Here is a 20,196-nt window from a genome sequence, read left to right as displayed (position 1 = left end):
ATGGAAATGAACGCCGCTGGCTGGATCGTCACCGCGATCGCCGTCCTGCTCACCGGCATCTCCAAATCTGGCCTCGGTGGTGCCCTCGGCGGGCTGGCCGTGCCTTTCATGTCCATGTGGCTGTCGCCGCGGGACGCGGTGGCGGTGATGCTGCCGATCCTCGTCTGTATGGACATGGTCGGCATCCGCGCGTGGCGTGGAAAAGCCGACTGGGCCGACCTGCGCCTGCTGATCCCCGCCGCGGTGGCTGGCATTGCCGCCGGCACGCTGGCCTTCGGCGTGATGTCGGAGACGATGGTGAAGGGCGCGCTGGGTCTGATCTCGGTGGCTTTCGCGGCGGATCGCGTGCTGCGCCGCAGCCGCCAGACCGCCGGAACGGGCGGCCAGCCGCCGCGCCGCGGTTTTGCGTGGCTGTGTGGCGCCGGAGCCGGCTTCACCAGCACGCTGGCCCACGCCGGCGGGCCGCCGGTGATGGTCTACTTCCTCAGTCGTAGCCAGCCGCGCCAGGTTTTCGTGGCCACCTCGGTGTTCTTCTTCGCCTTCATCAACCTGGCCAAGCTGCCCTTCTACCTGGGCCTTGGCCTGTTCTCCCGCGATACGCTGCTGATGTCGGCGATGCTGCTGCCGCTGGTGCCGATCGGCGTATGGACCGGCATGCGCGTGCTGGCGAAGCTGCCGGAGCGCGGCTTCTACCTGTTCGCCACGGCGGCACTGGGCTTGTCGGGCGTGAAGCTGCTGTGGGATGCGCTGGCCGGCTGAGCGCTACTTGCCGAGGTCGAAGACCTCGGCGTCCGGTCGGGCGCCCTGGCGGGATGCGATGGTGCTGGTGAAGGCTTCCTGCTGCTCGCCGTCCTCGTTCTTGCGGATCGCGTAGCAGTTGAAGTCGGCGTTCACGAAGTTGCGCGGGCTCTTCTTCCCGGGCACCGGGAAGCTGGAGGCGACGATGCCCACCTTCACCTCGTACCACACCCAGCTGTTCTTCTTTTTCAGCCAGCCGAGTACCGTCGATTCGGTGGAGTAGCGGTGGCGGCTGTTGGCGATGGCGGTGATCGGGAACAGGTTCCTGTCGTCGCCTTCGCCGCCCAGCTTGTCGTTGAGCAGGTGGCCCTTGATGTACTTGCGTTCGGCGCTCTCGCCCGGATCGGTGACCAGCTGGTTCATCACCGCTGACAGCGCCGACGAGGACGGCCCGCTGCCGTGGGCGCCGGCATATTTGGCGTCGAGCCAGTCGATGCTCATGTGCACCGCCACCTGGCTGCCGCCGAGGCCGGTCTGGACCTGGCTCAGGAAGCTGGTTTTCTTCGGCGCACCGACTTCCTCGAAGGCCTCGAAGAGGGTCTTCATGTCGGCCACCACCGTCGGCGACTCCGGCGTCGTGGCGAGGGTCTGGCGCACCCGCCCGATCACCGCCACGGCGTTCTTGCGGGCCTTGCTGGCGTCGGCCTCCTTGGCCATCGCGGCGTACTGGTCGAGCTTGCTGAGGATCGGCTTGGGATCCTTGCTGGCCACCATCGGCACCGGCTTCTTCTCGTCGCCGGTGAAATACACCTCGTGGGATTCGCCGCCGGCGGTGCGGAAGGGCTTGCGCTCCTTCCACCATTCGACGACCTTGCCGACCGCCGCCTTGGTCTTGCCGTACAGCGCCTTGCCGATCTTGACGATCCAGCCGACCAGCCAGTCGAGGGCCTTGTCGATGGGCGCGCGGATCTTCTGGATCACCGCCATCACCTTGTCGGCCACCTTGCCGAGGCCGATGAAGCCGGCCAGGAAGCTGATCGCCAGGGACAGCAGGTTGGCCAGCGTGGATTCCACGCGCCTGGCCGCCGCGTCGATGGCGCCGCCGGCGATCGCCACGATGGAATCGACGAAGGCCTTCACGGTCTGGGCGATCTGCGCCAGCTTGCTGACGAAGACCATCACCGTGTCGTAGATCGACAGGATCGCCGAGATGAAGCCGGCGCCGGGGATGAACATCGCCACCAGCTTGGGCACCGCCTTCTTCACCACCATGTCGATGACGAAGTCGCTGATGCCGCCGATCACCATGTCCTTCAGGTTACCGAGCATCTCCTTGATCTTTTCCCAGGCCGCCGCCGGCCCGCCGGTGACCAGCGCGACGACCACGTCGAAGCCGGTTTCCATGGCCTTCACCACCGGCTCGCCGACCGCCGTGACGAGTTTCTGGCGGATGTTCTGCCAGGTCAGGCCGAGCACCGACAGCACGAACTTGAGGATTTCCTGCAGTTCCAGCTTCTGCGGGATGTAGATCCCCGGCAGTGAGCCGGTGAGCCACTCGATGAGGCCGGTCTTGAGGTGGGTGCCGATGCGGTCCACGAAGCCCTCGAAGCCGGCCTTCGCCGCCCGCACCAGGTTGCGCACGAAGCCGATCGGGTTGCGGAAGATGCTCTGCAGCGCGCCGGCGGTGCGGCGCAGGTAGGGCATCACGCTGGGGGCGACCACCTCGAAGATGATCTCCAGCAGGCTGATCACCTGCTGCCCAGCCCAGCTGAAGAAGCGCCCGGCGAAATCACCGAAGACCCGCGCGATGCGCACGAAGGTCTGCGGCAGCGTCAGCAGGTCGGAGACGCCGAGGCTGCGCAGGGTGTCCATGAACATCCCCGGCAGCGCCGTGACGAAGCCCATCAGGCCGGCCAGCGCGCCCTGGAACCAGGCCCAGGCGCGGGGGATGGCGTTGCCCTTCTTGATGTTCTCCCACACCTCGTCCTGGCCGATCAGCTTCATGAAGCCGCCGATCAGGTTTTCAGCACTGCGCGGCACCGGGTCGCCGGTGATCGGATTGCGGCCGAGCACCGCGCACAGCAGATCCCAGCCGCGGGTGCCGGCGGCCAGCCCGGCCAGCGGGCGCAGGATCGCGTCGCGGATGAACTGCAGCACGCCGGACACCAGGTTGCCGACGAAGCTGGTGATGCGCGAGATGGGATCGGTGACGATGCGCTTGGCCCGCTCCCACACCCCGCCCAGGTCGAAGATGTCGCGCCAGCCCAGGCTGTCGAGGAAACGGTCCACTGCCTGGCGGATGCTGCTGCCGATCAGCCCAAGGGTGGCGATCTGCTGCTGCACCCATACGGCTACCCGGTCGATGATGCCGTGGTTGTCGAGGGCCTGGGTGATCAGCGCGCCGCCGGGTATCAGCTCCACCACCGCCCGCAGCAGGTTGGCCGGGGTGCGCTCGACGGCCCGCATGTTGATCGGGTTCACCCCCAGCACCAGCGTGAACATGCGGAAGCCGGGCAGGTTGTTGGCGTGGTCGGCGAAGAAGTCCAGTGCGTCGCTGATGCCGAGGCGCTGCACTGCCGGCGGGCTGTGCTCGACGACGCCGGGCAGCAGGCTGCGCCGGACCTGGGCTGGCCCCTGCGCGGTGGCGCCCTGCTGGATGGTGTGGGTCAGCTCGTGGGCGATCAGCTCGCGGCCGGCGCTGCTGTCGGGCTGGTAGGCGTCGCGACCGAAGAAGATGTCACGGCCGACCGTGAAGGCCGCTGCGTTGAGCCGGCGGCTGGCCTGGGCCGCCTGCGGCCCGGTGTGGATGCGCACTGCCGAGAAGTCGGCACCGAAGCGCGGCTCCATGAAGTCCCGCAGGCTGCGCGGCAGCGGCTGGCCGCCGGTGGGTAGCGCGGCCGCGGCGGCGGGGGCTGGCCGTGGCGCAGCGGCTGCCGTCGTCGCCGGTGCGCGCTGGGCCGCCGCCGGCACGAGGCCGGCAAAGCGGGTGGCACTGGCCGACACCGGCGCCGCCGGCAGGCTGACCACCCGGCGGGCGACCTGCACCGCCTCCCGCTCGGCCGCATCGTGGGGGCTGGATACCGTCAGCTCGCCGGCCGTCGCGCGCTGCGGCATGACCGGCGCCGGCGTCCTGACCAGTGCTGCCACGGCCCGATGCTCGGGCGTGCGCAGGATGTGGCGGGACAGCGGCGCGTTCATGGCGGCGTTCCGCAGCGTGCGGGGGCGGGTTTGCGCGCCGCCGCAGGTGAAGCCTGCTGGCGCAGCCGGGCCGCCTGGCGGAGTCCGCGGGTGCCCATCGTGGCGCCGGCCTAGCTGGCCCGGCCCTCCTTCAGCAGTTCGCGGCGCAGGCCTTCGTCCACCGCCGCCGCGCTCACCGAGCCGTCGCCGCGGCCGAGGGCCTGCAGGCAGGCGTAGCGCACCACGTTCATGATGGTGCCGCCGGAGATCTCGTGCTGACGGGCCAGCTGGGCGAGGTCGAGGGCCGGGTCGAGGCGCACCGGGGCCGGGAAGGCCTCGCGCCACAGGCGCAGGCGCTCGGCCGGGCGCGGCAGCGGGAAGGCCACCACCGACTGGAAGCGGCGCAGGAAGGCGTCGTCGATGTTGTGGCGCAGGTTGGAGGCGAGGATCACCACGCCGCTGAAAGCCTCGATGCGCTGCAGCAGGTAGCTCACCTCCTGGTTGGCGTAGCGGTCGTGGGCGTCGGAGACGCTGCTGCGTTTGCCGAACAGCGCATCGGCCTCGTCGAAGAAGAGAATCCAGCCGGCCTGCTCGGCGGCCTCGAAGAGGCGGGCGAGGTTCTTCTCGGTCTCGCCGATGTACTTGGAGCTGACCTGGGACAGGTCCACGCGATAGACCTCGCGCCCGCAGCGCTGGCCGAGCAGGCAGGCCGACAAGGTCTTGCCGGTGCCGGACGGGCCGTGGAAGAGGCTTACATAGCCCGGCGCGATGCGCCGCCCGAGGCCCCAGTCGTCCATCAGCGTGCGGCTGTGGACCAGCCACAGGGCGATGTCCTCGAGTTGGGCGAGGGTCTGGGTGGGTAGCACCAGATCGCTCCAGTCCAGCCCAGTGAACACCCGCCGCGCCGGGATGCCGGCTTCGCCGCCGCCGGGCAGTGGCAGGCCGGGCAGGGCTTCGGCGAGGAAGCGCGGCGAAAGCTGCAGCGGGCCGCCGAAGGGGCTCGCCGGCCCGTCGCCGGGCGCCGCGGGGCCCAGGCGCAGCACGTCCTCCCGCGCCAGCCGGCCTTCCGGGGCGAGTCGGCGGATGGCTGCGAAGCGCAGGTCGAGGGCGTCGCCGGCCAGCAGGAAGCAGGCCGTCTCGCCGCTGGGCTGGAAGCTGGCGCCGTCGGTGCGGCTGCCGAACTCCGTGAACGGGCGCTGGGTCGTCTCGTTGCGCGACCACAGCACGTCGAGCAGTTGCGGGCGCAGTAGAGGCGCTAGCGTCAGCGCGAGGAGCAGCCGGTCGGCCGGGTCGAGGCCGCGGCGGCGCACGGCGGCGGCGTAGGGGCAGCCCGCCCGGTCGAGGGGCGGGGCGTCGGCGGGCAGCGGCGGCGAGTCGGGCGGCTGGCCGAAGTAGCGCTGCAGGCGGACACGCAGGCAGTCGGCCAGCCATTCCAGTTCGGCCTCCAGTGTGGTGGCGGCGGCCTGCAGCAAGCGGTCGGCCGGTTCGCCGCCGTCGGCGGGGCGCCAGGGCAGGTCGTGGCTGTTCATCGCCCGGCCCTCATGGCGTGCCCCACTCGGTCAGCAGCGGCCATGGCATCCACGGCAGGCGGACCAGGCCGATGCTCCACGGCAGCAGGCCCAGCAGCATGTCGAAGGATTCCGGCTCGACGCGTAGCTGCCAGGCCTCGTCCTGTCGACGCAGGTGGCCGCGGCGGCGCAGGAAGGCGGTGCGCAGGCCGTCCGTGGTGGTACCGCGCAGGGCCTGCCAGTGGGCCAGCACTGCGGCCAGCAGGGCCTCGGCCTCGGCACGCTCGGCCTCCGTCGGGTCGGGCAATGCATGGGAGAACGGCTTGTCCGGCGTGAGGCCGAGCAGCAGCTTGACGAAGGGCAGTTCGAATTCGAGGGCCGCCGTGCCGGTGGCCAGCCAGTGCAGCAGCGCCGCGGCGCGCGGCACGGCCGCCTCGGGCAGCGGTCCGCGGTGGCCGGCAGCTACCAGCCCGGTGGCTTCGAACAGGCGCGGCAGGTAGGGATGCAGCAGCGCCAGCCCGGCCTGGGGCACGAGCATGCCGGCGGCGCTGCGGGCGGCCGGGCGCTGGTCGAAAGCGAGGGGGGCGTCGGTGGGTACTGCGGAGGCTGCACGGGACGCGGCCGATGCTTGTAGAGCCTGGTTTGGCGGCGTGTCGACGGGCAGCGGGGGATGCGTTGCCGGTCCCTCGACAGGGGAGGGCGGGGCGTCGGCCAGCAGGTCGAGGACGGCCTGCCAGTAGGGTTCCGGCGAGCGCGTGGCGAACAGTGCGGCGAGCCAGGCGCGGGCGACCGCCAGCCAGGGGTGGCGGCCGTCGGCGGCGGGCGGGTCGCCCTCCAGCGTCCACGCCAGCCACAGGGCCTGGGCATGCAGGCTGTCGCCGTCGTCCCGGTCGGCGGTGGCGGCGAGCAGGGCCAGCAGGGCGCGGCTCAGCGGATGCCTGGGGGCGGCGGCTGCATGGGTGCTCACCACGTGCCGGCGCCAGGCCGCCGGCAGCAAGGCCAGCCAGCGGCTCAGACTGCCCAGTCGTTCCGTGCGGGCTTGAGCACGGATGTCGGGCGGGATGCAGCCGAGGCTGGCCCAGGCCAGCGCGGCTTCGGCCAGCAGCGCGCGCAGGCTTTCGTCCGGCAGGCCGGCCAGCGGCCAGTCAGGGCTACCGTGATGCAGGTAGGCGGCCAACCCGGCCTGGGCCTGGATGCTGGCGATGGCCGGTTGGGCGGGGGGCTGATCGGTCGCACCGAGGAGCGCTGCCGGGGCGCGGTCGCCACTGGGCAGGGCGTCCAGGTGGCGGGCCAGCTCGTGTAGCGTCTGGACCGGCAGGGGCAGCGGTTCGCCACCGAGATCGAGTGTTGCGCCCTCTGGCGCCTGACCGTGGGCGGCTGCGGCATCGACCCCGGCGAGGGCCGTGCGCACCGCGGCGCGCAGCTCACCCAGTGCGTTGTAGCGCCAGGCCAGCAGCAGTGGTGCGGTGTCGGCGGGGCTGGATTCGGCACGGCTGGGGAAGCTGCCGGGGGCGGCGGTCGGCGGTGTGCGGTCGGTCGGGTCGGGCTGGCCAGTCGGCAGCGTCTCGGCTTGCTGCAGGGCCAGCCCGGCCAGGGCGGCGTCGGCGGCTGCGGCAACCTGGGCCGGCAGCGCGTCCGCGCCAGGCGTGGTGTCGAGCCTCAGCTTCAGCTCCAGGCGCGGCAGGCGCACCACCCGGTCGTCGGGGACGTGGGCCGACAGGCTGTCGGCGAGGGCCGCCAGTACGGGCTCGGCGGCGTCCCGCAATACGCCGCGCAGCGTGAAGGCGGCAGCCGGCGTGGGGGCCCGCGCCTGCCACAGCAGGCGGCGGATGCGGTGGGGGAAGGGCGCGTTGCTCATGATGGTTTCCGCGTCAGCGCTTCAGCCGGTTGAGGTTCTGCAGGTTGCTGATCAGCACTGCCTGGGCCGGCACCGCGGCGCTGCCCTTCAGGGTGTCGAGCCGGGTGCCCAGGTTGGCGGAAACAGTCGGGTCGGTGACGTACACGGTGCTGTTGGCGAGCACCGAGGCTACGCCGGCCGCTGCGCCGCTGGAGGTGTCCACCTGCTGGCTGACGACCCGGGCGGTGGTGTCGGCGACCGCGTCGCCCAGCTCGGTCTGGGCCTTGGTGAGCATGGCCTGGGCCTGCTTCATGTTGTCGTCCGACAGGTTGCCCTGGCTGACCATGTCCACCAGGCTCTGCACGGTCTGGCGCTTGTTCTCCACGTCCTTGACCATCTGGTCGAGCACGACGTCGCCGGTGACGACGGTCTTGAGGCCGACGCTGCCGGCGGCGGTGGCGTCCTTGGTGCTGAAGGCGCCCTTGACGAGGCCTTCCACGTTGGCGGTCTGGGTGTCCAGCTTGCTGCGGATGTCGGTCTGCACGGCTTTCAGGTCGGCGGCGAGGGCTTGCCGTGCGGTGTCGAACTGGGCGCTGACAACGCTGCCGACCAGGGTGTTGACCATCAGGTCCACCGGCTTGACGACCTTGATCGGGAGGACGTCGATGGGCGGCCGGCGCAGCGGCGGGCGTGGCAGCGGCGGCTCGACGGGTTCGGCTTCGTCGGCCTCGGCGCAGGGGTAGGCGAGGGTGAAGTCGGCGACGATCTTGCCGCTGTCGTCGTAGGCCAGCACGAAGCAGCCGCCGCGCCACACGCCGCCCAGGTGGTCGAGGCCCGGGTTGTCGGTGGCGAAGCGGGCCAGCAGCAGCTTGTCGTCGGCCTTGTCGTCCTTGGCCTGGATGAGGTTGTCGAGCCAGTCCAGCCAGATCGGGTGGGTGGTCTGGATCAGGGAGTCCACCGGCGACACGAAGTCGCTGCGCGACAGCTTGCCCAGGTTGACCCGCGCGGTGCCGACGGTGCGCAGGGTTTCGGCGATGCCGTTGTTCCAGCGGGTGGCGTCGGTGGTGGCCCGGTAGGCGCTGTAGGTGGGCTGGTCGAGGGCCGGCTTGGCGCTGCCGGCCAGGCTGCTGACGGCGCTGCGGGCCTGGGTGGCGGCGGCGATGACGGACACGCCGGTATCGGTCTGGTCCGGGATGTCCTTGCTGTCGATGGCGGTCTTCAGGTTGTCCAGGTACTGGCCGGAGAAAGTGTCGCTCTCGTCGAGGCGCAGGGACACGTCCTGGCGCAGCAGGTAGTGGAAGCGATGCAGGTCGGTGTAGCGGATGCCGGGGCGGATCTTGATCAGCTCCTTGCGGTTATGCACCAGCACCGCGTGAACCTCGAAGGGCAGGTTGCGGTCGGCGATGAGCTTCTTCAGCTCGCTGCGCACGTCGTCCACCGGCCGGCCGAGGTGGCCTTCGACGCGGAAGAAATCGTGGGCAGCGATGCTGCCGGCCAGCGGGTCGAGGGCGCGCGGGCTGCCTTGGTACTCGGCAGCCCGGTAGCCGAGGTTGTGGTTGCCGAGTCGGCGGGCGGCGAGGCGCGGGTTCCAGGCGGTGTTCATCGCGGCGGTGTAGTACCAGGGGATCGCCCGTTCGCCGAGGGGGCGGTCTTCGCCATGGCTGGGCGTCACGCGCAGTGCGGTGTCGGCAGGCGGCGCGTAGTTGGCGATCAGCTGGTCGAAGCGGGCCAGCAGCAGGCCGAGCGCGCTGGTGGCGGCGCGGCTGAGGCTGTCGGCGGCGGCCGGGTAGAAAGCGGTGCGGGCGTCGTCAGGCGCATCCAGCGCGCCGGCTGCCAGGTGCTTGGGAAAGGCCAGCGGCAGCGGGCCGGCTGGCAGCGCATCGATGTCCTGCAGCGCGTCGCGGATGGCGTTCCAGGCTTCGCAGAGGTCCTTCAGGAAATCGTGGAAGGGCAGCACTGCGCCGGCCGGGGTGTCCTGCTGGCGCTGCAGCGTGGCAATCCAGTCGGCGACGGGATTGCGCCGGAACACCGTGGCCAGCACGCCGGGGAAGCTCTCGGCGAAGTTCTTCAGGGCGTCGATCAGGCCGGCGAGGGTCTTGCCGGCGGCATCCCGGTAGCGGGCGATCAGCACTTCGGCGGTGGACAGGTCGCTGCCCAGTTGCGGCCGCCAGGCGATCAGTTCGGGCAGCTCGCGAGCCTGCTCAGCCAGAGTCAGTGGGCCGGCGGCCAGGTTGGCGGCAGTGCTGCGGCTGGTCAGCAGCACGCGCAGGCGTTGCTGGCGCTCGCGGCCGAGGTTGTCGCAGTCGGCGCCGGTGCATAGGTCAGGGTCGCTGACGGTGGTCTCCGCCAGCAGGATCACCGCCTGGCCTTCCAGCGCGCTGGCCGTGATCGGCACGCCGAGCGGGTCGTCGCCGGAGGTCAGTTCGCCGCTGATCAGCAGCACGCCGCTGGCCGTATCGAAGAAAGGCTCGTAGCGCGGCGCGGTGGCGTCATAAGGGCGCAGGCGCGGATAGGTGGTGGCGGCATCGATGCGTACCAGGTCGCCGTCGCAGGTGAGGCCGAGGCCGGCACCGACGGTCACGCTGGCGCCGTCGCTGCCCACCGCGAAGCCGGCGACGATGCCGGCGCCGACCAGCGCGACACGGGACAGGCGGTCCTGCTGGTCGAGCCAGCTGGTGACTTCGTTGAGTTGGGTGTGGGTGAGGACCTGGTCGCGCTCGAAGACCGCATACTGGCTGGCGAGGGGCGCGGTGAGACTTTGCAGGACCTTGATCGGATCAGCCATGGTCCGTCTCCTGGTTGATGACGTGGTCGGGGGCGCTGCCGAGGGCGGTGCTGCCGAGGACGAAGGGCGGCTTGGGCGATTCGGCGAAGCAGTCGAACAGGGTGCGCTGCGGGTAGATGCTCTTCATCGTCGTGAGGGCGTCGATCAGCGCCTGCAGTTTGGTCTGCCGGTCGGCGCTGGTGTCGCCGGCGTGCAGGGACAGCCAGTCCCGGTAGGCGAGTTCGAAGCGGGCCATGTCGTCGGCGTTCACCCAGCAGATCTTGGGCAGCAGGTGGGCCGGTACTTCGCTGCGGATCACGTGCTCGGCGAAGCTGCGGAAATCCATCTGCTGGAAACGCCCGGCGTAGGCCGGCAGCACGATCTGCAGGCGCCAGGAATAAGGATCGGCATCGGCACAGTCGCTGCAGTCGCCGTCCACGCAGATCGGCAGCAGCGGGTCGTCGTCCTGGCCGGGGCGCAGCAGCAGGTTCTCGATGACGTACAGGCCTTCGCCGCTGTAGTGCTCGCGCAGGTAGTCGGCCAGGTCGGCGATCACGTTGCGCGCCACGGCCTCGCTGGGGAAGCCTTCGACGCGCCGCGCCAGCAGCTGGCCGTCGCTGTCGACGACGCTGAAGTAGAAGCGCTGGTCGCTGCCCTGGATGATGCGGTAGTGCTGGTCGTCGGCCTGCTGGCCGCGGGTGATCGCGGCGATCATGCGGGCGCGGGCGTCCTCGCGGGTGGCGAAGTTGGCGGTGGACGACAGCAGGATCTTGTTGTCGCTGGCGCGGAAGAGGCGGAAGCGGAATTCGTCGCCGGGGGTGGTATCGATCTCCGCGTAGGTCTCGTAGGAGATGGCGCCGAGGTTGCGGCGGCTGAAGTCGGCGATGCCCAGCAGGCGCGCCAGGCGCTTTTCGAGGCCGCTGACGTTGAAGCTGTTCCACAGGTCGGCGGGGCCGTCGAGGCTCTGGTCGTAGGCGCCGGCGCGGTTGGCCGACAGTTCCGCGGCGTCGGCCAGGAAGGCGCACTTGTCGGCGATCACTTCGTCGTCGGTGTGGGCGAAGGCGGAGGCCATCGCTGCGGCGTACTCGGAGAAATCCTCGCCGAGGCGGGCCAGCAGGTGGTCGAGCAGACGGTGCTGGCGGGTGGCTGCCTCGGCCGGCGTCTCCTGCAGGTTGGCGAGCAGCGTCGGGGTGACGTCGGCGGCATACACCCGGTCGTGGCCGACGATGCTGTCCACGGTCTGTGCGGCCAGCACGTGGGCGTCGTCGGGCAGGCCGTCGAAGCGGTCGGCGGTGGCGGTGAGCTCGGCCGGTGCCACCGACAGCAGGCTGGCGGCCTGGGCGAGCTGGGCCAGGTCGTTGGCGATTTGCTGGTCGAAGAAGGTGAGATAGGCCTTCAGCTGCAGCACCTGGGCCTGGCGCTGGGCGTCCGGGTTACCGGCCAGGCCGGCCGCGCCGAGGCCGTAGAGGGGCGGGAAGTCGAGCTGCACCGAGCGGTAGGCGGCGAGGTCACGCCAGCGCCCGTCGGGCACCGGCAGGTCTTCGGCGCGGGGCGTTTCGACGGCCTGGCGGGCGGCTTCGAGCAGCGCGTCGAGGCGGTCGCGCACGGCGGTCGGCATCTGCGCGACGTTCCAGCCGGCCACCGGCAGGCCGCGCTTGCGGAACACCAGCCGGCCGGCCGGCGTCTCGCCGTCGGTGTCGATGGCCAGGCGCGGCAGGTGGCCGGCCGTGACCGGCACCCGCCAGCGGTTGGGCACCGGCAGCGGGTTGCCGCTGCCGTCGAGGGGGTTGAGGACGATGTCGCTGATCGCCCGCACGCCGGGCACGTCCATCAGCACGCCGATCAGGTCGGACAGGCGCAGCTCGGCGGGCAGCTCGGAGGCCGCCAGGTCGGCTTCGTCGATGAAGCCGTCCTGCAGCGCCGGGCCGTCGAAGATGTCGTCCACGCCGTGCGGGCGGCCGTCGGCCAGCGGGCGCGCGCGCATCTGCGCCAGGCTGTAGCTGGGCACCGGCGGGGCGATGGCCTGGGCGGCGGCGAACAGCAGGCCGGCGGCGACCTCGGTGACGTCGGCGGTGGCTTCCAGGTCCAGTTCGGCGCACAGGGCGAATCTCTCCGTCGGCACCGGCTCGATGGCGACGAAGTCCTCGCACAGGTTGCGCTGGGCTTCCAGCGTGGCGCGTACCGCACGCAGCACCGGCTCGCGCTCGGCCTGGGTGTTCACCGCGTCCATGAAGTCGATGGCGACCCGGTACAGGCCGCGGATGCGCACTTCCCGGTAGTGGCCGTGGGCCGGTGGGGTGCGGGCGAGCTGGCGCTGCAGCAGGTCGGCGTAAAGCAGCGGCGCGTCGGCGGGCATGATCCAGGCGTTCTTCACGCCGGGCAGGTCGATCAGCTGCTTGCGCCAGTCGAGGACGGTCAGCGGGCGCGTCGGCAATGCCCGCCGGGCCCGGTGGAAGCGGTCGGCGAGGGCCAGGGATGCGCCGGGCGGCGGGGTCAGCAGGTCTTTCAGCGGCAGCTCGGCCCGGTAGCCCAGCTCGGATTGAGCCCAGGTGACCAGTTCGAGGATGGTGATGCCCGGGTCGTGCAGGTTGTGGTCGGTCCAGGTGGCGCCGGCGAGGCGGCGCAGCAGGGCCAGCCCCTCGTCGTAGAGGGCCTGGGCGTCGCGGCCGACGGGCTCGGGGGCGCGCGGCAGCGTGGGCGGTATGGACAGAGGGGTGGCCATCAGCTCACCTCGGCGATCAGGTGGTCGGGCGCGGAGACGAGGATCACGTCCGGCGCGTCGGGGGCCAGCTCGGGCCGGTCTTCGGCCGGGCGGTCGGCGAAGCACAGGCGGAAGTCGGTGACGTAGTCCACCCACGGCAGGCCTTCGACGAAATCCACCAGCGCCGAGCGCAGCACACGGCCGCCGAATTCGAGGGCCGCGCCGGCGTCGAAGGCCCACGGCGACAGCGCCTGCAGCAGGGCCTGGTTGATCTGCGCGCGGTAGTAGCTAAAGGCGTAGCCGGGCCGCATGGCGACCTTGAAATCCACCTGCACGGCCCGGTAGGCCGGGTTGCGTACGGCCAGCGTGGCGGCGTCCAGCCCCATCGGTGCGCGGGCCAGCAGGAAGGCCTTGATCCGCTCCAGGGTGTCCAGGTCCACCCGCGGCTGCAGCGGGTCCACCGCGTTGCGGTTGCGCAGGTCCGGCACCACCACCACGCGCACGTGGCCGGGGGCCAGCCACGACGTGTCGCTGGTGTGGGGGATGCACTTGATGCGGTCCACTGCCGGGAAGGCCTGCAGCACCAGGCGTTCGTAGTCCCAGCGGGCGATGGCCCGGTTGCGGTGGCGCAGGCGTTCGGCGGCGCGGCGGGCCAGTGCGGCGGCGTCTTCCTGCAGCGCGCCGCCGAAGGACGCGTAGGGCTGGTTGACCGTCTTCAAGGTCGGCGCCGGCACCAGGAAGCGTGCGATGCTGCCGGCCGGCAGTGCGCTGGCCAGGTGGTCGGCGGCGTTGGCGTGGTCCTCGAAGACCGCCTCGAAGGCGTTGGCATGCACGCCGACCAAGCGGCAGGCGGCTTCCGGCTGCGTCGTGATGGCGGCCCGCAGCCAGATCAGGCCGGTCGGCAGGCGGGTGTTGTCGGTGGTGGCTTCGCTGGGCAGCACCACGCTGACGAGGCCGCTGGCGCGCAGGTCGCGGCTGGTGTCGAGGATGAGTTCGGCACCGCTGGCGAGGGGCCGCCAGGCGTTGTCGGCGAGCACCGCCCAGCTCAGGCGCTGGGCGTTGGCGAGGGGATCGGCGCTGCCTTCGGCGACCTGGAACAGCAGACTCAGCGGGTCGCCGGGGCCCACGCCGGACAGCCCGAGCAGCAGCTCGCCGGCGTCCCGGTGCGGCGGCAGCAGCGGGATGGGGCCGGCGGCAGCGGCCTGCAGCCACGGGTGGCGGCCGGTCAGCCAGGCGTGTTCCCGCGACACGCCGAAGGCGTCCACGTGGAAGAACTCCACTTCGGCGTTGGCGAAGCTGGCGTCGCTGTCGTCGTCCACGCGGCTTGGGCCGGCATCGGCCTGGTAGGACAGGCTGATCTCCTGGGCCTTGGGCGTCCACGGTTCGCCGAGGATCACCTTCGGCGTGGCGAGCAGGCCGGCGACGGCCTCGCTGCGCCAGGCGGCGTGGAGCAGGTCGGTATCCAGCGCCAGGGTGATGAAGCCGGCCCGCGGCGCGGTGGCGGCCGGCGCATCGGAGGCCACGCCGCGGCGCAGGCGCAGGAAGCCGGCCTCCCGGCGGGCATAGGCGCTGCCGGCGCGGGCGAAGGCTTCGTAGAGGGTTAGCCAGCGGTAGGGGCGGGGCAAGCCGGCGCGGCTGGCGGCGCTCAGGTCGAGTGTCACGCGGCCGCCGGCGGCCGGCGCCAGGCCGACCCGCCCGGCCGGATGGGTGCCGCCGGCGTCGGCCCATTCCGCCTGGGCCCACACGCCGCTGGAGAGGCTGGCCTGGCCGGAATAGTGGGCGTACAGCGCGCTGAGGGCGGTCTGGGTGGTCGGTGCGCCCTGCCAGCCGATCTGCAGGCTGAGGGCCGACAGGCGCTTGCCGAGGGCCTCCGCGCAGCCGATGTAGAAGCGTGTGCCGACGCCGGGCTGCGGGCCGAAGGGCAGGAAGGCCTTTTTTGGATCGAGCTGGCCGAAATCGCTTTCGAGGGCCAGCGTGCGCAGGCCGTCCGCCTTCACGCCGATGCGCGCCCGGCGCAGCTTGAGGCCGGCGAGGCGGCCGAAGGCGGCGGAGCCTTCCTTGAGCATCAGCTGGAGTACCGGCAGCCCGGCCGGGAAGGCTTGCTGATGGAGCGCCGGGCTGGCGTCGACGATGGCCGGCTGGGTGGCGTCGATGCGCAGGCTCAAAGACCAGCTGCCGGCGGCCAGTGTGGAGTCGGCGCGGGCGATGGGGAAGGGGCCGAGCCAGCCCTTGGGGCCGGACAGGCGCGCTTCGAAGGCGTCGGCGAGCAGATCGCCGCTGTGGCTGGCGGGGTCGATGCCGTCCAGTTCCAGGCTGACGTCGATCTGCCGGCTGCCTTCGGCAAGGCGCAGCACTGCCGACGCGAGGGCGAAGCCGACCGGCGCGTCGGGCAGCGCGACTTCATCGCTCCGGCGTACGCCGAAGGGGTGCCAGCTGGGTGGATCGGTGGCCAGCTTCGCGCCGAGGCCGTTGGCGGAATCGGCGACCGGCGCGAAGCGCAGCCGGCCGTCGCTGCCGAGGGCGACGCTGCACAGGCTGGCGATGCGCGCCTGGGTGGCGACCATCGGGCGGACCGGCCGGTAGAACAGCGGTTGCTGGCGGGCGTCCTTGCCGGCGGCCAGCAGCGCGTCAGTGCCGATCTCCAGCGCAGCGGCGCCTTTCTTCAATTCGACCAGCACATGCACCCGGTCGGCCACCGGCGGCCGCGGCGCGAAGCCGAGCACTGTCTGCATCTGGAAATCCAGGTGCTTGCGGGTGAAGTCGTTGAGCAGCGCGCGCGGGCGGGCGGCGACCTGGAAGGCGGCGACCAGCAGGGCCAGGTGCGGTGGCAGCGTGCCGTCGTCGCCATCGGCCAGCGCGGCGAGGCGGGCCTGGTAGGCGGCGTCGCTCTCGCCAGCCGCCTGTTGCGGCAGGAAGTCGCGCCAGTCGCCAGCCGCCTGTTGCGGCAGGAAGTCGCGCCAGTCGCCGGACGGCAGCTGCGGGTCGGCGCCGTAGTAGTTGAGATGGCCGGCCAGCGCGGCAGCGGCGCGCAGCAGACCGCCTACGCCACGTTCGTCGAGGGGCGCCGAGGCCGGATCGAGATGCGGGTCGAAGCGGTCCGCCTGGCGGGTGCCGGCGGCGGCGATGAGGGCGGCGAGGATCTCGTGCCGGGCCATGGTCGCTTAGCCCCGGCGGACGGCGCGTAGCGCCTCGCTGGCTTCGCCCTGGTAGAAGGGGAAGACCAGGTTGAAGCGCGAGTTGGTGCTGCGCACGAGGTAGTCGAGGCGGATCGTCAGCACCCCTTCCATCAGCCGGCTGTCGTCGATGTCCAGCGCGTCGACGCGGATGCGCGGTTCGTACACCAGCACGGTGGTGAGGATGCGGTCCTTGAGCACGCTGGCGACGGTGGTGCTGAGGGGCTCGAACATCAGCTCGTGCATGTCCAGCCCGTACTTGGGCTGCAGGAAGCGCTCGCCCGGCGCGGTGCCGAACAGGATGTGCAGGCTGGCCTGAATGTCGGCTTCGTCCTGGGTCATGCGCACGCTGCCGTTGGCGAAGCTCGGCGGGAAGGACCAGCCGCGGCCGAGGAAAGAGGGCGTGTCGCTCATGGCGGGCTCCTCAGCCGATCTGCACCGTCGGTTCGCCGATGGCGGGGCTGGCGCCGCAGCCGCAGCTGTCGCCGACCCGCAGGGCCGGCTTGCCGCCGATCAGCACGGTGGCGCTGCCAGCCACGAAGGGGGTCACCGGCGGGTGCGGCGGTGGGATCACGCAGCTGTGCAGGTCGCCGAGCACGGCGGCGGGCATGCCGCCGATCAGTACGGTGGGCACGCCGGGGCCGGTGACGGTGCCGCCATGGACGCTCAGATCGGTGACGCGGGCTGCATTGGGCATGGTGTCCTCGGGCGTGCGTTCAGTTGATCTGCACCAGCGAACCCTTGAGCTTGGCGATGGCCGGCGTGGTGGCTTCCAGCCCGCCGCTGCCTTCGAGCTTGAGGGCGGCGCCGGCCTTGATGTCGAGGGCCGCGGCGGTCTTGATCTCGCCGGCCGCGCCGATGTCGAGCTTGGTGTCGGTGCCGGTCTTGATGTTGAGGGCCTTGGCGCTCTCGACGGTGATGCCGTCGCTGTCGAGCTTGATGCTGTTGCCGTTCTTGTCCTTCAGCAGCACCGAGCCCTGGTCGTCGTCGAAGATGAGCTGCTGCTCGGCCGGGGTGGTGATGGTCAGTACCACCTTGTCGTCGTTGATGTGCAGCTTGATGCCGCTGCGGCTGACGAAGACTTTCTCGTGGTTGTCGTTGCTCGGGGTGAGCGGCGCGGCCTTGGCGCTGCTGTGGAGCATGCCGAGGATCACCGCGGCGCGCGGGTCGTCGTCGAGGAAGCCGACCACCACCTCGTCGCCGATCTCGGGGCGGATCATCACGCCGCGCTGGTCGCCGGCATCGCCGGCCGCGACCCGCGCCCACACGCCGTCGCTGGCCGGATCGACGAGGGGCAGGCGCACGCGCACGCGGAACTCGTTTTCCGGGTCTTCGTTGTCGGTGACCACGCCGATCTGCAGGCCGTGGGCCGGCGCCAGCAGGCTGGTGCTGCGGCGGGCTTCGAGGCGTTCCCGGCGGGCCGGGTCTTCCGGCACGCCGCCGAACTGCAGGTGGGTGCGCCAGCCCTGCACGGTGTCCATCTCGTGGCGCACGCCGGTGACCAGCACCTTGCCGCTGAAATGCTGGCCGACGCCGGCCAGCTCGACCACGTCGCCGGGCTGGACCTGGCCGAGGCCGACGCACATCGCGCGGCCGCTCACCTGGTCGAGGCGGGCGTGGGCAAAGCGGGCGTCGGCAGCGGCGGTGGCCTCCGCGTCGGGCAGCATCGCGTGGCGCAGTTCGAGGGCGTCCACGCCCATCGCGGCGGCGAGGTCGTCGGGCTTCAGGTCGCCGGGGCCGCTGAAGGACGGCGGGCTGGCGTCGAGGGTGTGGACGGCCTGGTCGGCGGCGTTCCAGGTCAGCGTCTTGACCGCCTGGGTCTGCTGGCGGGCGTCCACTTCGGCGTCGAATTCGAGCAGCGTGGCGCCGTAGTTGAGGCTGGCCACGGCGGCGGCGCTGGCGTCCGGCGCGCGGGTTTCCAGGTCGGCGCCACGGGTCAGCACCAGCTGGCCGTTGGCCTGGGCGCGGGTGACGAGAAAGTCCCAGTCGGTGCAGTCGTACTGGACCAGATGCTTGTGGCTGAGCGAGGTGCTGGCAGCCGTCATGTTGATGCCGGCGTCGGAGCAAAGCTGGCCGATCACGTCGCCGTCCGTCATGTCCAGATAGGTGGCGCCGTGGCGTTTGAGGCTCATCTTGGTGGCCGCGTGGCGGCATTCGATGATCAGCTGCGGCGGCGAGCCCTCGCGCACCTTGAGGCGCTGGCGCACCACCAGGCCCTTGAACAGCTGGTCGGGCTGGTTGCCGGCGCCGGCCAGCACCTCGACCTCGGCGCCGGGGGCGAACAGTGCGTCGTTGCTGAGCGGGAAGTCGCCGCTGGAGGCGCTGCCGTCTTGGTAGGCGAGGCGCGCGAAGGCGATGTGGTTGGCGGTGTTCACCACGCTCACCGACAGCAGCTGGTGGCTGCGGGGCACGGGGCTGCCGCCCACCTTGATGGTGAACTCCCGGTGTTCCGCGGCGATGGGGAGGGTGCGGGCGGGGGAAATTTCACTTCTCCAGGGGCGGGAAGACCACGCGCGTGCCGGCAGCGAGCTGGCGGAAGCCGTCCAGGCCGTTGGCCCGCGCCACGCCGGGGGCGTAGCGCGGGTCGCCGTAGATGGCGGTGCACAGCGCGGCGAGGGTTTCACCGGCGTGCACGATGCGCACGTGGGTCAGGTCGGGGGACGCGTCCTGGGCCAGCGCAACGCGGGTCTGGTCGTCCGAGTTGTCGGTGAAGACGGCGGTGATCACCGCCCGCAGCGGCACGCCGCTGGGCTTGAAGAGCTTGTAGACGATGGAGGCGCTCTTGAGGACGCAGCGCTTCACCTGGATGCGGCCCCACATCACCTTGAGGTAGTTGGGGCGGTGGATGTCGCCGTTGTAGCCGGTGACGGTCTGGAAGGATTCGACCTTCTGCTGCACGTCGAGGGGCCGCCCGTTGGCGCCGGTGCCGTCGAGGAAGAACACCAGGTTGAGGTCGCCCGGCTTGACCTTCTTGAAGTCCATGCGGCTGCCGGTGGTGCCGCTGCCCTGGCCGCTGTCGTACTCCATCTCGTAGGCGAGGGTGATCTCGGCCGGGTTCACGTAGGCTTCGAAGCTGCTGATGGCGGCGCCGCTGTAGTCGGCCTTGGTGTAGGCGTCGATGCGCAGGCGCTCGAGCTGTCCGCGTTCCGGCATGGCTCAGGGCTCCTGTTGCTGGCGCAGGATCTCCAGCACCTGGGCGACGCATTCTGCGATCAAGGCCTGCTTGTCGAGCTGCGCCGGCGGCGGGCTGGCCGCGCCGCCGGAGTCGGCGTTGCTGACTTCCACCGAGATCACCACTTCATCGACGATGATGGGCATGACGGGCTCCGTTTCAGGACTTGTCCACGGTGAAGTACTGGTAGGCCAGCTGCAGGCTCTCGACGACGATCGCATTGGCGCTGGCGGACAGGTCGCTGACCGACCACTTCACCGGCCACGCGCCGACCAGGTGCCAGGTGACGAGCGGCTCGTGCTTGTCGTTGAGCAGCTTGACGTCCACGTTCTTCGGCTTGATGTCGAGGTTCTCGATGCCGTTGCGGATCCACTCCCAGATCGCCGAGTCCTTCAGCAGGCCGCGCTTGAGGACCAGGTCGGGGTACTTGCTGCGCACCGGGTAGCGCTGGATGTAGCGGTTCTCGCCGCCTTCCGGCACCTCCTCGGTGGCCACCTCCAGCGACAGGCCGCCCACGTCGGTGAAGCGCACGTCGTCATCGACGGCGCGGGCAAGACCGAGGACTTCCACCTTGAAATGGAATCCGACGGGGGGCGTATACATGGCGGGGCCTCAGCGGCGCGGTCCGGTCGTGCTCACTCGTTCTGCAGTTCGAGGCCTTCGTGGGCCAGCTCGATGGACTCGATGGCCACCTCGTTGGCGCTGGCCTTGAGCTGCGGACCCTCGACCTTGACCGGGAAGGCGTTGTGCACCTTCCACACCATCACCGGCTCGTGGCTCTCGTTGAGCAGGCTGACGGTGAGGTCGCGGCGCTCGACGGTGTTGAGCTTGATCGTCGACAGCCACTTGAAGAAGTCGTTGTCCGACTTGACGATGCCGCGCTTGAGGGTGACGTTGCTGAACTTGCGCAGCCCCGGCATCTTGATCGACGAGTACTCGGGGAAGGAGCCGTCGCGGTACTCGATGGCCTGGTTTTCCTGGGTCAGGCCGGTGACCTCGGAGAAGCCGATGCGGGTGCCGCCCCACTGGACGGTGAAGTGGAAGACGGGCAGGGGATACTGGGCAGGCATGTCGGTTCCTTTCGCATTCGGTGGCGGGATGCGGGCGGGCCGGGGCGTGTCTCAGG

The 20,196-nt window shown here is 71.0% G+C and carries 14 protein-coding genes; 1 reads left to right on the top strand and 13 read right to left on the bottom strand.

What is annotated here, in order from left to right:
- Positions 1-6: 6 nt before the first annotated feature.
- Entirely contained in the window at positions 7-759 is a 753-nt protein-coding gene (locus AC1PQG_RS22790; protein ID WP_481120017.1) for a sulfite exporter TauE/SafE family protein, read from the top strand.
- A 3-nt stretch (positions 760-762) separates the two neighbouring features.
- On the opposite strand, the gene AC1PQG_RS22785 is transcribed toward AC1PQG_RS22790, so the two are convergent.
- The 13 genes from AC1PQG_RS22785 to AC1PQG_RS22725 all read right to left on the bottom strand — a co-directional run bounded on the left by AC1PQG_RS22785 (position 763) and on the right by AC1PQG_RS22725 (position 20,140).
- Positions 763-3,936 carry an eCIS core domain-containing protein gene (locus AC1PQG_RS22785; RefSeq protein ID WP_481120016.1) on the bottom strand — a complete coding sequence of 1,058 codons (3,174 nt, stop codon included), beginning with the start codon at positions 3,934-3,936 and terminating at the stop codon, positions 763-765.
- Positions 3,937-4,046: 110 nt separating this feature from the next.
- Positions 4,047-5,444: an ATP-binding protein gene (locus tag AC1PQG_RS22780; protein ID WP_481120015.1), complete on the bottom strand. Its 1,398-nt coding sequence runs from the start codon at positions 5,442-5,444 to the stop codon at positions 4,047-4,049.
- Between the two features lie 10 nt (positions 5,445-5,454).
- Positions 5,455-7,281 carry a contractile injection system tape measure protein gene (locus AC1PQG_RS22775; protein WP_481120014.1) on the bottom strand — a complete coding sequence of 609 codons (1,827 nt, stop codon included), beginning with the start codon at positions 7,279-7,281 and terminating at the stop codon, positions 5,455-5,457.
- A 13-nt stretch (positions 7,282-7,294) separates the two neighbouring features.
- Positions 7,295-10,045 (bottom strand): hypothetical protein, encoded by a 2,751-nt coding sequence (locus AC1PQG_RS22770; RefSeq protein WP_481120013.1) that lies wholly within the window; start codon positions 10,043-10,045, stop codon positions 7,295-7,297.
- Positions 10,038-12,746: a hypothetical protein gene (locus AC1PQG_RS22765; RefSeq protein WP_481120012.1), complete on the bottom strand. Its 2,709-nt coding sequence runs from the start codon at positions 12,744-12,746 to the stop codon at positions 10,038-10,040. Before AC1PQG_RS22765 ends, AC1PQG_RS22770 begins: the two co-directional genes overlap by 8 nt.
- A complete protein-coding gene (locus AC1PQG_RS22760; RefSeq protein WP_481120011.1) occupies positions 12,746-15,880 on the bottom strand; it encodes a hypothetical protein in 3,135 nt (1,044 codons plus the stop codon). Before AC1PQG_RS22760 ends, AC1PQG_RS22765 begins: the two co-directional genes overlap by 1 nt.
- Before the next feature lie 6 nt (positions 15,881-15,886).
- Complete coding sequence (locus AC1PQG_RS22755; RefSeq protein WP_481120010.1) at positions 15,887-16,312, bottom strand: GPW/gp25 family protein; 426 nt, start codon at positions 16,310-16,312, stop codon at positions 15,887-15,889.
- Positions 16,313-16,322: 10 nt separating this feature from the next.
- Positions 16,323-16,595 (bottom strand): PAAR domain-containing protein, encoded by a 273-nt coding sequence (locus AC1PQG_RS22750; RefSeq protein WP_374479028.1) that lies wholly within the window; start codon positions 16,593-16,595, stop codon positions 16,323-16,325.
- 19 nt (positions 16,596-16,614) lie between these two features.
- Positions 16,615-18,309, bottom strand: a complete 1,695-nt coding sequence (gene vgrG / locus AC1PQG_RS22745; RefSeq protein WP_481120009.1) for a type VI secretion system tip protein VgrG — start codon at positions 18,307-18,309, stop codon at positions 16,615-16,617.
- Between the two features lie 73 nt (positions 18,310-18,382).
- On the bottom strand, positions 18,383-19,051 hold the full coding sequence (locus tag AC1PQG_RS22740; protein ID WP_481120008.1) for a CIS tube protein: 669 nt from the start codon (positions 19,049-19,051) through the stop codon (positions 18,383-18,385).
- 3 nt (positions 19,052-19,054) lie between these two features.
- The gene (locus AC1PQG_RS22735; protein WP_374479022.1) at positions 19,055-19,216 is read right to left on the bottom strand and encodes a DUF5908 family protein; all 162 of its coding nucleotides are present in this window, start codon (positions 19,214-19,216) and stop codon (positions 19,055-19,057) included.
- 13 nt (positions 19,217-19,229) lie between these two features.
- On the bottom strand, positions 19,230-19,673 hold the full coding sequence (locus AC1PQG_RS22730) for a phage tail protein (protein WP_481120007.1): 444 nt from the start codon (positions 19,671-19,673) through the stop codon (positions 19,230-19,232).
- A 32-nt stretch (positions 19,674-19,705) separates the two neighbouring features.
- Entirely contained in the window at positions 19,706-20,140 is a 435-nt protein-coding gene (locus AC1PQG_RS22725) for a phage tail protein (protein WP_079435316.1), read from the bottom strand.
- Positions 20,141-20,196: the final 56 nt, after the last annotated feature.

This window comes from Zoogloea sp. GDB6, assembly GCF_056724105.1.
This window is presented reverse-complemented; position numbering and strand designations above follow the sequence as displayed.

Coding starts and splice junctions, on each gene's coding strand:
- AC1PQG_RS22775 (WP_481120014.1), bottom strand. CDS start 7,281: ATGAGCAACGCGCCCTTCCCCCACCGCATCCGCCGCCTGCTGTGGCAG.
- AC1PQG_RS22790 (WP_481120017.1), top strand. CDS start 7: ATGAACGCCGCTGGCTGGATCGTCACCGCGATCGCCGTCCTGCTCACC.
- AC1PQG_RS22765 (WP_481120012.1), bottom strand. CDS start 12,746: ATGGCCACCCCTCTGTCCATACCGCCCACGCTGCCGCGCGCCCCCGAG.
- AC1PQG_RS22755 (WP_481120010.1), bottom strand. CDS start 16,312: ATGAGCGACACGCCCTCTTTCCTCGGCCGCGGCTGGTCCTTCCCGCCG.
- AC1PQG_RS22730 (WP_481120007.1), bottom strand. CDS start 19,673: ATGTATACGCCCCCCGTCGGATTCCATTTCAAGGTGGAAGTCCTCGGT.
- AC1PQG_RS22750 (WP_374479028.1), bottom strand. CDS start 16,595: ATGCCCAATGCAGCCCGCGTCACCGATCTGAGCGTCCATGGCGGCACC.
- AC1PQG_RS22770 (WP_481120013.1), bottom strand. CDS start 10,045: ATGGCTGATCCGATCAAGGTCCTGCAAAGTCTCACCGCGCCCCTCGCC.
- AC1PQG_RS22760 (WP_481120011.1), bottom strand. CDS start 15,880: ATGGCCCGGCACGAGATCCTCGCCGCCCTCATCGCCGCCGCCGGCACC.
- AC1PQG_RS22740 (WP_481120008.1), bottom strand. CDS start 19,051: ATGCCGGAACGCGGACAGCTCGAGCGCCTGCGCATCGACGCCTACACC.
- AC1PQG_RS22780 (WP_481120015.1), bottom strand. CDS start 5,444: ATGAACAGCCACGACCTGCCCTGGCGCCCCGCCGACGGCGGCGAACCG.
- AC1PQG_RS22735 (WP_374479022.1), bottom strand. CDS start 19,216: ATGCCCATCATCGTCGATGAAGTGGTGATCTCGGTGGAAGTCAGCAAC.
- AC1PQG_RS22785 (WP_481120016.1), bottom strand. CDS start 3,936: ATGAACGCGCCGCTGTCCCGCCACATCCTGCGCACGCCCGAGCATCGG.
- AC1PQG_RS22725 (WP_079435316.1), bottom strand. CDS start 20,140: ATGCCTGCCCAGTATCCCCTGCCCGTCTTCCACTTCACCGTCCAGTGG.